Source organism: Amycolatopsis thermophila (genome assembly GCF_030814215.1).
Taxonomy (GTDB): Bacteria; Actinomycetota; Actinomycetes; order Mycobacteriales; family Pseudonocardiaceae; genus Amycolatopsis_E; species Amycolatopsis_E thermophila.
Genome location: NZ_JAUSUT010000001.1, coordinates 1,407,352 through 1,419,778, shown reverse-complemented (window position 1 = coordinate 1,419,778; position 12,427 = coordinate 1,407,352). Strand labels below are relative to the sequence as shown.

Genomic DNA, 12,427 nt, shown 5'->3' with positions numbered 1-12,427 from the left:
AAGGCGGGCTGGGGATCGGGGGCGGGGGAGGTCTGGTGACGTCGCACCTCGCCTGGCGTCGCCGGCCGCCTGGAGGTGCGGGGGAGGTCTGGTGACGTCGCACCTCGCCTAGCGTCGCCGGCCGCCGGAGGTCTGGTGAGGGCGGTGGGTCGGCTTGCGTGGCCGGCTTCTGGTTTGGGCGGTGGTGGGTCCGCGCCGCCTGGCTGCGTCGGGGTTGGGCGCTGTCAGCTTTACTGGGCGTGGCTGAGGTCCACGACGCAGAAGATGTTCCCCTCGGGATCGGCCAGTACCACGAAGTCCGGGTCCTCCGGGTACAGCTCCCAGTCCACCTTCGTCGCCCCCAGGCCGACCAGCCGGGCGACCTCGGCGTCCTGCTCGGAGCGGCTGTCGACGAACAGGTCCAGGTGCACCCGTGGATGCTGCTGCACCGGCGTCTCGCTGTGCATCAACCCGAGCACCGGCCCACGTTCGTCGCTCAGGGTGCGCCAGTCCGGGTAGTCCCACTCGCTGCTCGTGGTCACGCCCAGCGCCGCCGACCAGAACTCCGTCGCGCGCTCGATGTCGTTCACGCCGAGCACCGTGATCCCCAGTCGCAACATGGCGCCCACCCTAGAACACGCGGAAGCCCCGGGCACGACGAACGCGTGCCGGGGCTTCCGGGAAACCGGACTCAGGCCTCCGAGTCGTCGCCCTCGGGCTTGGACTTCACGTCGGCGTTCTTCGGCGCCCGGCCGTTGCGGGCCCGGCGCGGCTGGCGCTGCGCGGGAGGCGGCGGGGCGATCTGCGGGACGGACGGGCCGCCGCCGAGCATCAGCTCCGCGAACGTCGCCATCGCCTCGTCGAGCTGGCCGCCGATCCGCCGCTCGGACTCCTCGTTGCTGCGCCGCACCACGGAGCTCACGTCGTCGGTGTCCGGACGGCTCGCGAGCGTGCCCTCCACGCGCGAGAAGCCGCTCTTGACGACCCCGCCGAGGTCGCCGAACTGCGCCGCGACACCCTCGTCCACCTTGTCGATCCGGCCGCCCAGGTCGTCCAGGCGCCCGCTGATCTGCTCCAGCCGCGACGACAGCGCTTCCAGCCGCTCGGTCGGGTCCAGCATCTCGCCGGTCTCGTCGATCGCGCCGCGCAGCGCCTGCGTGGCCGACTCGACGCGCTCACGGTTCTGGGTGTCCACCTCGTCCACCCGGCCGCGCAGCTCGGACAGGCCGTTCGCGACCCGCTCGCGCAGCTCGCCGACCCCGTTGTCCACCCGCTCGCGCAGCTCGCCGAGACCGGAGTCCACCCGGTCGCGCAGGACCGACTCGGCCATCTCGATGCGCTCCTTGACCGGGCCGTGCACGGCCTGCGGCAGGGCATCCAGCTTCGCGTCCTGCTTGTCCAGGTGCCCGTTCAGGTCGTCGAGGCGGCGGTGGATGTTCTCCAGCTTGTCCTCGAGCCCGTCCATCCGGCCGGCCACGGCCTCGAACCGGGCGGCCACACCGTCCAGGCGACCATCGAGCTGGGCGAACGGCTTCGCCAGCTTGTCGACGACGCTCTCCACCGCCCGCGCGAGGTCCGCCAGCGCGTTGTCCTGCGCCTCCAGCCGCGACATGGCCTCGTCCAGGCGCTCGGCCAGCACACCGACCTCGGTGCGGTCGGGCAGCTCCGACAGCCGCTTGCGCACGGCGCCCAGCGAGTCGACCGGAGCCAGCCGCGCGTAGATGTCGTCGAGCGCGTCGAAGATCTGCTGCTGCTCGCTCTCGCGGACTTCGGCCGCGCGCACCAGCATGTTGCGCATCCGGTCGAAGGACGGAGCTCCAATGTGGTTATCAGTGGTCACTTCGGTGTCCTTCGTCGGCGGGGAAAGAGGGACGTGGGCGAAGCTTAACCATTGCGGAATTGCTCTGGGTATCGCCCCCGTAAAGGCGGGAACGCGGTGGTCACCCCGACTGGCCGAATGCGGGTGCGCCGGCCGGCGGCTGAAGCTTCAGTGGAGGCTGAGAGTTGCGGCGCGCGCGTCCAGGTGGGTGACCGCCGCCGGGGTACCGTCGGAGCATGCCAGACAACCCCGCTGCCGCGCCCCTGACCATGGAAAACATCCGCCGGGCGCCCAAGGTCCTGCTCCACGACCACCTCGACGGAGGACTCCGTCCGGAGACCGTGGTCGAACTCGCGGACGCGCTCGGATACCGCGATCTGCCGACGACGGACGTGGCCGAGCTGAGCCGCTGGTTCCGCGACGCCGCCGACTCCGGCTCCCTCGAGTCCTACCTGGAGACCTTCGCCCACACCTGCGGCGTCATGCAGACCGAAGAAGCGCTGGTCAGGGTGGCCGCGGAGTGCGTGGAGGACCTGGCCGCCGACGGTGTCGTGTACGCCGAGGTGCGCTACGCGCCGGAGCTGTTCGCCGAGCGCGGGCTCGCCCTGGACGCCGTCGTCGAAGCCGTCCAGGCGGGGTTTGCGGAGGGTGAGCGTCGAGCCGCTCAACAGGGAAAAGTCATCCGAATGGGTACTTTGCTGTGTGCGATGCGTCAGCACGCTCGGGCGCAGGAGATAGCCGAGATCGCGGTGCGTTACCGGGACTCGGGAGTGGCCGGGTTCGACATCGCCGGACCGGAAGCCGGATTCCCGCCCACCCGCAACCTCGACGCATTCGAATATTTGCGCACCAACAATGCGCATTTCACCATTCACGCCGGTGAGGCGTTCGGCCTCGCCTCCATTTGGGAGGCGATTCAGCATTGTGGCGCGGAACGGCTCGGGCACGGGGTGCGGATCGTCGACGACATCAAGCGCGATCCGGATGGGACGGTCCACCTCGGCCGGCTCGCGAGCTACGTCCGCGACCGCCGCATCCCGCTGGAGATCTGCCCGTCTTCCAACGTCCAGACGGGTGCCGCGCCGTCGATCGCGGAACATCCGATCGGGTTACTCGCCGGGTTGCGCTTCCGGGTGACCGTCAACACCGACAACCGGCTCATGAGCGGGTGCACGATGTCGAGCGAGTTCGCGGCGCTGGCGGAGGCGTTCGGCTACGGGTGGGCCGACTTCCAGTGGTTCACGATCAACGCGATGAAGTCGGCGTTCCTCGATTTCGATCAACGGCTCGAGGTGATCAACAACGTGATCAAACCGGGCTACGCCGCGCTGATCTGAAACTCCCTTGTGATCCTTAGCCCTGCTGAGTAAAGTCCAAGATGTAGGAACGACTTCTCACATTTTGGGACGGTGCGGGATGGGCGGCACAGCGGTGCTGGACACGAGGAGTAGGCGCCGGTGGGGCATCCTCGCCCTCGGTCTCGCCGCCCAGACCGCGAGCTGCTCGTTCCTCTTCGGCATCCCGTTCCTGGTGCCCGACATGCGGGCGGGTGGCCTGACGCTCGCCGAGGCGGGCACGATCGTCGCCGCGCCCAGCATCGGGCTGCTGTTCACCCTGATCCTGTGGGGCGCGGCCGCCGATCGCTACGGCGAGCGGGTGGTGATGGCGCTGGGCCTGGGCGCGTCGTCGGTGCTGCTGCTGGTGACCGGCCTGACCGCGCCGTCCACCGGCGCCCAGTTCGCGCTGTTCCTGCTGGCCGGGGCGCTCACGGCGTCGGTGAACGCGGCCAGCGGCCGGGCGGTGATGGGCTGGTTCGGGCCGGCCGAGCGCGGCACGGCGATGGGCATCCGGCAGACCGCGCAGCCGCTCGGTGTGGGAGTCGCGGCACTGGCCCTGCCGCCGCTGGCGCAGCACGGCGGTTTCCACACCGCGCTGCTGTTCCCCGCGGTGTTCGGGCTGGTCGTCGCCGTGCTGGTGGCGTGGCTGGTGATCGACCCGCCGCGGCCGGAGAAGAAGCCGGGCGCGCCGAAGCCGGCGTCGCCGTACCGGACGCCCACCCTGTGGCGGCTGCACGGGGCGAGCGCGCTGCTGGTGGTGCCGCAGTTCGCGGTGTCGGCGTTCGCACCCGTGTACCTGGTGTCGGCGCACGGGTGGAGCGCGCTGGCGGCCGGCTGGTTCCTCGCGGCGGTGCAGGTGCTCGGCGCGGCCGGGCGCCTGGTGTCGGGGTGGTGGTCGGACCGGGTGGGCAGCAGGCTGCGCCCGATGCGGCAGCTGGCGGTGGCGAGCGCGGCGGTGATGCTGCTGGTCGCCGTCGGGGACGTGAGCTGGATGTGGGTGGTGTTGTTCGCGCTGGTCCTGGCCGCGGTGATCACGGTGGCGGACAACGGGCTCGGGTTCACCGCGTCGGCCGAGCTGGCCGGGACCGACTGGGCCGGGCGCGCGATGGGGGCGCAGAACACCGCGCAGAACGTCGCGTCGTCGCTGACCCCACCGCTGCTGGGCCTGGTGATCGGCGATTCGCGTTACGCGCTGGCGTTCTGCGTGGCCGCGATCTTCCCGGTGCTGGCGATCGGCCTCACGCCCGTTCGAGCCGAGACCCGGTCGTGATGGCCTGACGGAGTGCGGCCCGCGCGGTAGCTCGGTCGTCCCGGTGCGCCGGGCCGGCTCACCGATCAGCACGACTGGACCTTCCCACCATGTCAGGGCAGCTGGCCCTGCTGGAGCGGGGCCTGTCCGGGCGGACGGGGAAGCCGCGGTCGAGCCGGTGCTGCGCGGCCGACGGGCTCCCGGTCGTGGTGCGAGCGAGGCCCCGACGACCGCCGCGGACGTGGCGACCATCGGCACGCTCGCCCGGAAGTACCCGCGCAGCCCCGTCGTGATCAGCCGGCTCGGCGGCGCGCACTGGATCGCGGCGATCGACGGCGACACGCGGGCGGAAACAGTGCGCGCCGCGGTCCTCGGTCGGACCGCGGCGCGCCTGCTCGGACTGTGACGGGACTCAGTGCACCCGCAGCCGGTTCTCGAAGGCCTCCACCAGCTTGCGCCACTCGCTCTGCTCGGTGTCGAACGGAGCGCTCGGCGCGAGGCGGCCGGGGTCCGGCTTGAGCACGAACGACACCAGCCAGCCCAGGCTCTCCGAAGTGGACAGTGCGGCGGCCACGCTGTCGTCGTCCGCCCAGTCCGCCGCGTCGGTGATCAGCTCGACCGCCAGGTCCAGCTGCGTCGGGTCGATCGCGTCCGGCCCCTCGGCCAGGTCCTCGTCCAGGCCGGCCAGCACGTAGGTGTTCTCGGTGTCGACCTCGATCTCCAGCTCGCCCGCGGTCGCCTTCGACAGGACCTCGTCCCAAGTGGACACTTCGGCGAGGTCGGAGTCGGCGAAGGCGCTGCTGTCGGCCAGCGCGCGGGCGAGCGCCTTCTCCGACTTGAACACGTCGATCTTGCCGTCGTCACCGAGGAAGATCGGCTCGTCGTCGAGGTAGCACCGCAGCGTGTAGTACTCGCGGTCGGCGGTGATGATCTTGATCGGGTCGATGCCGACCTCGCCCCAGAAGCCGGCCGGGACGTCCTCATCCGCTTCCTCGTCGTCCTCGGCGTCGGTGCTGTCGACGGTGTCGAGGTCCTCGTCCTCCTGCTCGACCTCGACCTCGGCCTCCGCGGACTCCTCGAGGAACGTCGCCAGCTCCTCGGCGGTCTGCTCGAGCACACCGGCGTCCACATCGGGCACCTTGACCAGGCCGTCGATCGCGTCCAGCACGGTGTCCCACTTCTCGGACACGGCCTCGGACAGGTCGTTCCACAGCCGCTCGCCCTCGCGGCCGGTGAAGGGCAGACGGCCCTGCTCCAGCAGCGAGAAGCCCTCGGTGGCGTCCAGGACCTCGTGGACCTCGTCGAGCTCGCACACGTCGGCCAGCGAGCGCACGATGCCGACGATCTCGGCGAGCTCGCTGATCGTCCACGAGTCCGGGTCCTCGGCCACCAGCTCGGGCACGCCGACCAGGTCGTAGGAGTGGTCGTCGTCCGGGATCAGCTCCGGCACGTTCAGCGCCGGGACCGCGTGCCACGCCGGGTGGTCGATCAGGTCGTGCTGCTCGGCGGTGCGGACGAACGCGGCCAGGTGCGCGGCGTCGGGGAAGGCGTACAGATCCTCCTCGTCGCCGAGGAAGGCCTCCCACTCCTCGCCGTCCTCCCGCCAGCGCGGGGCCCAGAGGGTCACCAGGTCCCCCTGCGGCAGCCCGAGTTCGATCGGGACGATGTCCTGTGCCATGCCAGCCCTCCGGATTACACCTGTGTGTGGGAAGCCTACGGCTTGACGGGACCGGCCGCGATGGGCCCCATCTGCTCTCCGGCCGCGGGTGGCACGATGGTACCCACGATGACATCACAGGGCCTCTCTCAGCTTCTTCCAGCGGATCCGGATCCCGACACGCTGTTCGAGACGTTTTCGGCCTGGACGGCCGAACGCGGGCTCGAGCTGTACCCGGCGCAGGAAGAGGCGCTGATCGAGGTCGTCTCGGGCGCCAACGTGATCCTGTCCACCCCCACCGGCTCGGGAAAGAGCCTGGTCGCGGTGGGTGCGCACTTCACCGCGATGGCGCAGGGGAAGCGCTCCTACTACACCGCTCCGATCAAGGCGCTGGTGTCGGAGAAGTTCTTCCAGCTCATCGAGATCTTCGGCGCGGACAACGTCGGGATGATGACCGGCGACTCCGCCGTCAACCCGGACGCGCCGATCATCTGCTGCACGGCGGAAATCCTGGCGAACATCGCGTTGCGCTTCGGTGCCGACGCCCCGGTCGGCCAGGTGGTGGCCGACGAGTTCCACTTCTACAGCGAGCCCGACCGCGGCTGGGCGTGGCAGGTGCCGCTGCTGGAGCTGCCGCACGCACAGTTCGTGTTGATGTCGGCCACGCTGGGTGACGTCACGTTCTTCGAGAAGGACCTGACCCGCCGCACCGGCCGTGCCACCGCGGTCGTCACCTCCGCGCAGCGCCCGGTGCCGCTGACCTACCGGTACGCGCTCACGCCGCTGCACGAGACGATGACCGAGCTGCTCACCGGCGGGCAGGCCCCGGTGTACGTCGTGCACTTCTCGCAGGCCGCGGCGATCGAGCGGGCGCAGGCGCTGATGAGCATCAACGTCACCACCCGGGCCGAGAAGGACGCCCTCGCCGAGGCGATCGGCGACTTCCGGTTCTCCGCCGGGTTCGGCAAGACCCTGTCGCGGCTGGTGCGGCACGGCATCGGCGTGCACCACGCCGGCATGCTGCCCAAGTACCGGCGCCTGGTCGAGCAGCTGGCGCAGGCCGGGCTGCTCAAGGTGATCTGCGGGACCGACACGCTCGGCGTGGGCATCAACGTGCCGATCCGCACGGTGGTGTTCTCCGCGCTGACCAAGTACGACGGGGTCCGCCAGCGGCACCTCAAGGCGCGGGAGTTCCACCAGATCGCCGGGCGCGCGGGGCGGGCCGGGTACGACACCGACGGGTACGTCGTCGTGCAGGCGCCGGACCACGTCATCGAGAACGCCAAGGCGCTGCAGAAGGCGGGCGACGACCCGAAGAAGAAGCGCAAGATCGTCCGCAAGAGCGCGCCCGAGGGGTTCGTCAACTGGACCGAGAGCACGTTCGAGCGGCTGATCTCGTCGCCGCCCGAGCCGCTGACGTCCAGCTTCCAGGTCAGCCACGCGATGCTGCTCAACGTGATTTCCCGGCCGGGCAACGCGTTCGAGCACATGCGGCACCTGCTGGAGGACAACCACGAGGACCGGCCGTCGCAGCGCAAGCACATCCGCCGCGCCATCGCGATCTACCGCGCGCTGGTCGCCGCGGGGGTCGTGGAGCGGCTGTCCGAACCGGACTCCACGGGCCGCATCGTGCGGCTGACGATGGACCTGCAGCTCGACTTCGCGCTGAACCAGCCGTTGTCGCCGTTCGCGCTGGCCGCGATCGAGCTGCTGGACCCCGGATCGCCCACGTACGCGCTGGACGTGGTGTCGGTGATCGAGTCCACTGTGGAGAACCCGCGTCCGGTGCTGTCGCAGCAGCAGTTCAAGGCGCGCGGTGAGGCGGTCGCGGCGTTGAAGGCGGAGGGCGTCGAGTACGAGGAGCGGATGGCGCTGCTCGACGACGTGACGTACCCGAAGCCGCTGGAGGAGCTGCTGGAGGCGGCGTACGACACCTACCGGCGCGGGCACCCGTGGGTCGCCGACTACGAGCTGAAGCCGAAGTCGGTCGTGCGCGACATGTACGAGCGGGCGATGAACTTCGTCGAGTACATCAACTTCTACTCGCTCGCCCGCTCGGAGGGCCTGGTGCTGCGGTACCTGGCGGACACCTACGACGCGCTGCGCCGGACGGTGCCCGACGAGGCGAAGACCGAGCCGCTGGAGGACCTGATCGCGTGGCTCGGCGAGATGGTGCGCCAGGTCGACTCGAGCCTGCTGGACGAGTGGGAGGCGCTGCGGCACCCGGGGGAGGAGCCGGTGCCGGCCGAGCGCCTGCCGGAGAAGCCGCCGCCGGTCACCGGCAACGAACGGGCTTTCCGGGTGCTGGTGCGCAACCAGATGTTCCGGCGGGTCGAGCTGGCGGCGCGCCGGGCGTACGCGGAGCTGGGCGAGCTGGACGCGGCCTCCGGCTGGAACGACATCGAGTGGGAAGCCGCGTTGGAGGCCTACTTCGAGCAGCACGACTCGATCGGCATCGGTGCGGACGCCCGCGGGCCCGCCATGCTGATGATCACGAAGGAGCCGGACATGTGGCGCGTGCGGCAGATCTTCGACGACCCCGAGGGCGACCACGACTGGGGCATCAGCGCCGAGGTGGACCTGGCGGCGTCCGACGAGGCCGGCGCGGCGGTGCTCCGCGTGACGGCGGTGGACCAGCTCTGAGGGCCGACGGGCGGTGAGCCGCCGGGTGCACCGGCCCGAAAGCCGCCTTCGCGGATGGCTCCCCGCCGCGGGTCCCGGGGGTGTGGACGCCGCGGCGGGGAGCGAGCGGTCAGCGCCGGTGTCGGGGCCCGGCGTCGACCGGGCCTGGGTCCGGCGTCGCGGTCTCGGGGTAGCGGGGCAGGCCGGCGAAAGTCGAGCCGGTGCCCGCCGTGGGGCTGTGCTGCTGCGGCACCGCCGGCTGCTGGGCCGGCGGGTCCTGGTCCGTCTGCGGGTACGGCTCCGGGGTGCGGCTGTACTGCGCCGGGGTCGGCGTGGTGGGCGCGGTGTCCATCGGCGACGGGACCCGTGTGGCGGACGCGAGCTCGCCCCGCGAGGCCAGCGCCGCGTAGTTCGGCATCGCGGGCGGCGCCGACGGGGCCTCGGCGTACTGCGGCATCAGGGCCTCGGCCGGGGCAGCCTGCGACGGGGCCTCGGCGTAGGCGCCGTACGGCATCGCGGGCTGCGAGCCGGACGGAACCTCCTCCCGCGTGCCGTAGGGCATCGGCTGGGCCCCGGAGGGGACCTCCTCACGCGTGCCGTACGGCTCGGCCAGCCGGACCTGCTCGGCCGGGGGCATCGAGGCGTAGTCCGGGCGCGGCAGGTCACCGGGCGGAGTCGCGGTGTGGTCGGGCCGCGCCGGATCACCCGGCGACATCGCCGCGGCGTAGTCCGGCCGCGGCACGTCTCCGGGCGACATCGAGGCGTAGTCCGGCCGGGGCGCGACCGGCTGGTCCGTCCGCACCGTCGGCGGCCGCTCCGCCGGACGGCCCCGGTCGCCGCCGGGCAGGATGTCCATCGGCGAGCCGGTGCGCGGCGCGGGCGGTGCGTGGTGCCGCCCGGTGCCGCGGGCGAGTTCGTCCTCGCCGCCGTAGCCGGCCAGCGGGTTCTTGGCGTTGCGCTTCGGCCCGCGCCGGGACAGCCCCACCAGGCCGAACAGCCCGAGCAGTCCCAGCAGGCCCCACAGACCGGGGGGTATGTCGGTGATCCCCGCTGCGAGCGTGGACTGGTTGACGGCCGGCGCGGCGTGCGCCACGGCCGGCCCGAGCGGCAGGAGGACGCCCAGTGCGGCGGCCGTCCCGAGGCGGGCCCTGTCAGGCATTTCGGCACTCCCCTGTGTTCGTGGTGACGCCACGATGTACCCGGGACAGCCGGGTCCAGACCAGATGCCGACCTACCGGGTGACCTGCACCACCTGCGCGAGTGACTTCTCTTGCGACGCCGGAAGCGCCGGTCCCCGCGTGTAACCTGCGGCCATGGGGCTTCGCGCGCGTGTGGTTTCCTGGCTGGGGCGGCGGTACCTGGCGAGAGCGCAGAAAACGGGCTTGGACCTGTCGATCCTGCCCGATTCCGCGTTGATGCCGCTGCGCCGGGACGGCCTGGACCCGGTGCCCGAACTGGGCGCGACCCGCGACGAGGCGCCGGTGAGCCGCCTGCCGCTGCCGTTCGGCATCACCGCGTGGCTGGTCACCGGCTACGCGGAGGCGAAGGACGTGCTCGCCGCGACCGACAAGTTCAGCAACGACTACACGAACCTGGTCGGCAAGGCCGGCCTGTCCGCGGAGCAGAACCCGGGCGGCCTGGGGTTCGCCGACCCGCCGGACCACACCCGGCTGCGCAAGCTGCTCACGCCGGAGTTCACGATGCGGCGGCTGGGCCGGCTCACCCCGCGCATCGACGAGATCATCGCCGCCCAGCTCGACGCGATGGAAGCGGCGGACGGCCCGGTCGACCTCATGCAGGCGTTCGCGTTGCCGATCCCGTCGCTGACGATCTGCGAGCTGCTCGGGGTGTCCTACGAGGACCGGGACGACTTCCAGCGGCTGAGCACGGTGCGGTTCGACCTGTTCGCCGGTGCGGGTGCGTCGTTCGGCGCGATCTCGGAGTCGCTGTCCTACTTGCTCGAGATCGTGCGGAAGCAGCGCGAGTCGCCGGGGGACGGGCTGCTCGGGATGCTGGTGAAGGAGCACGGCGACGAGATCTCCGACCGCGAGCTGGCGGGGCTGGCCGACGGCGTGCTCACCGGCGGCCTCGAGACGACGGCGAGCATGCTGGCCCTCGGGGCGATCGTGCTGCTGCGCGACCGCGCGACGTTCGAGCTGGTGCGCGACTCCGACGAAGCGGCGCACAACTTCGTCGAGGAGCTCCTGCGGTACCTGACGGTGGTGCAGGTGGCGTTCCCGCGGTTCGCGCGGGAGGACGTCGCGGTCGGCGGGCAGGAGATCTCGGCGGGTGACATCGTGTTCGTGTCGCTGAGCGGCGCGAACCGGGACGCCGCCCTGGGCGAGGGCATGGAGTCCTTCGACGCGACCCGCCCGGCGACGCAGCACCTGGCCTTCGGCTGGGGCGCGCACCGGTGCATCGGGGCGGAGCTGGCCCGCATGGAGCTGCGCGCCGCGTACCCCGCGCTGGTCCGCCGTTTCCCCGGTCTGCGGCTCGACGTCGAGCCGGAGCACCTGAGCTACCGCCGGACCTCGATCGTGTACGGGGTGGACACCCTGCCGGTGCGGGTCGAGTAACCCGCCGCGCCGCGAATCCCACGTTCGCGCGCCACGCCGATTTCGCCGAACGCGCAACTCGTCAGGCCGGCCGTCGGACTCGCGGTGCAGAACGTGCGACCGGCGTTCGCGAGTGTGGGACTCGCGCGGGTCAGGCGCCGCGGAGTTGCAGCACCCGCTCGGCGGCCGGAGTGTCCGTGATCAGCGTTGACACCAGCCCGGCCCGCAGCACGGCGTCGATCGCTTCGGCTTTGGGGGCCGTGTAGCCGAGGGCGATCACCTCGGGCACCCGCAGCAGCTCCGCGGTGTCGATCGCCAGCACGTGGTGCGCCAGCCCCGTCGACAGCGGCTTGCCGTCGCCGTCCCACAGCCGCGCCGCGACCTCCGCCTTCGCACCGCGGGCGGTGATCGCCTCGCGTTCGGCCGGCGAGACCGCGTCGTACACCGTCGACTCGCCGGGAAGCCACGCCCCGATGCTCACCACAGCCTTCGTCAGGCGCGGGAACTGCGCGAACGTCTCCGCGATGCCCGGCTGCCGCCGCAGGATCTCCGTCGTCCGGCGGTCCGGCAGCACCAGCGGCCCGTAGATCGGGTACGCGTCCCCACCCGACACCTCGGCCACCTGCCGCACGGTCTCCACCGACCGGTCCCGCATGTCCATCCCGGCCTGCACCCCGCACAACTGCACGATCGGGCACCTCGGCAACCGCCGCACCGCCGCGGCCATCGCGTTCACCGACCGCGCCCACGACAGGCCCAGCACGTCGTCCTCGGTGACCGTCTCCGCCAGCAACTGGGCCGCGAACGCCCCGATCTGCCGCCGCACCTGAGGCCGCTGCCCCGCGCTGGCCGCTCGATTGAGCACGAACGCCTGCCGGAGCCCGTACGCGGACCGCAGCTCGTCGGACAGCCGGACGTCCACCGGCGCCGGGGGAGCGAACTCCACCCGCACCAGTCCCCGCTCCAGCGCGGCGTCGATCAGCCGGGCCACCTTGAACCGGCTGATCCCGAGGTCGGCGGCGATTTCGATCTTGGAACGGCCGAGTACGTAGAACCGGTGCGCGACCAGCGTCGCCGTCAGTCCGTCCAGCATGCCGGTCTCGCTCATATGAGCACTATACCGCCGATCCCGTTGACGCGACCCCCGGCAAAACCCTCTAATTCACAGTCGAGCATGTGACCACAGAGTCGTGAAGCGCTCAGATGAGC

General features: G+C 71.4%; 10 protein-coding genes. 5 read left to right on the top strand and 5 right to left on the bottom strand.

The features are described from left to right. Positions 1-230: 230 nt before the first annotated feature. Complete coding sequence (locus FB470_RS07005; protein WP_306989693.1) at positions 231-599, bottom strand: VOC family protein; 369 nt, start codon at positions 597-599, stop codon at positions 231-233. 71 nt (positions 600-670) lie between these two features. Continuing rightward, entirely contained in the window at positions 671-1,819 is a 1,149-nt protein-coding gene (locus FB470_RS07000; RefSeq protein WP_306989691.1) for a PA containing protein, read from the bottom strand. A 215-nt stretch (positions 1,820-2,034) separates the two neighbouring features. On the opposite strand from FB470_RS07000, the gene FB470_RS06995 reads away from it, so the two are divergent. The 3 genes from FB470_RS06995 (at position 2,035) to FB470_RS06985 (ending at position 4,790) form a co-directional block, all read left to right on the top strand. Further along, positions 2,035-3,135 (top strand): adenosine deaminase, encoded by a 1,101-nt coding sequence (locus FB470_RS06995; protein WP_306989688.1) that lies wholly within the window; start codon positions 2,035-2,037, stop codon positions 3,133-3,135. A 79-nt stretch (positions 3,136-3,214) separates the two neighbouring features. Continuing rightward, positions 3,215-4,405, top strand: a complete 1,191-nt coding sequence (locus FB470_RS06990; protein ID WP_306989686.1) for an MFS transporter — start codon at positions 3,215-3,217, stop codon at positions 4,403-4,405. 220 nt (positions 4,406-4,625) lie between these two features. After that, entirely contained in the window at positions 4,626-4,790 is a 165-nt protein-coding gene (locus FB470_RS06985) for a hypothetical protein (RefSeq protein WP_306989684.1), read from the top strand. 6 nt (positions 4,791-4,796) lie between these two features. Here FB470_RS06985 and FB470_RS06980 read toward each other — a convergent pair whose 3' ends face one another. Continuing rightward, positions 4,797-6,062 (bottom strand): primosomal protein, encoded by a 1,266-nt coding sequence (locus FB470_RS06980; RefSeq protein WP_306989682.1) that lies wholly within the window; start codon positions 6,060-6,062, stop codon positions 4,797-4,799. Positions 6,063-6,170: 108 nt separating this feature from the next. On the opposite strand from FB470_RS06980, the gene FB470_RS06975 reads away from it, so the two are divergent. Continuing rightward, positions 6,171-8,684: a DEAD/DEAH box helicase gene (locus FB470_RS06975; RefSeq protein WP_306989680.1), complete on the top strand. Its 2,514-nt coding sequence runs from the start codon at positions 6,171-6,173 to the stop codon at positions 8,682-8,684. Positions 8,685-8,793: 109 nt separating this feature from the next. Here FB470_RS06975 and FB470_RS06970 read toward each other — a convergent pair whose 3' ends face one another. After that, a complete protein-coding gene (locus FB470_RS06970; RefSeq protein ID WP_306989678.1) occupies positions 8,794-9,822 on the bottom strand; it encodes a hypothetical protein in 1,029 nt (342 codons plus the stop codon). Positions 9,823-9,976: 154 nt separating this feature from the next. Here FB470_RS06970 and FB470_RS06965 point away from each other — a divergent pair, with 154 nt between their 5' ends. Then, positions 9,977-11,239, top strand: a complete 1,263-nt coding sequence (locus FB470_RS06965; protein ID WP_306989676.1) for a cytochrome P450 — start codon at positions 9,977-9,979, stop codon at positions 11,237-11,239. A 130-nt stretch (positions 11,240-11,369) separates the two neighbouring features. On the opposite strand, the gene FB470_RS06960 is transcribed toward FB470_RS06965, so the two are convergent. After that, entirely contained in the window at positions 11,370-12,311 is a 942-nt protein-coding gene (locus FB470_RS06960) for a sugar-binding transcriptional regulator (protein ID WP_306999104.1), read from the bottom strand. Positions 12,312-12,427: the final 116 nt, after the last annotated feature.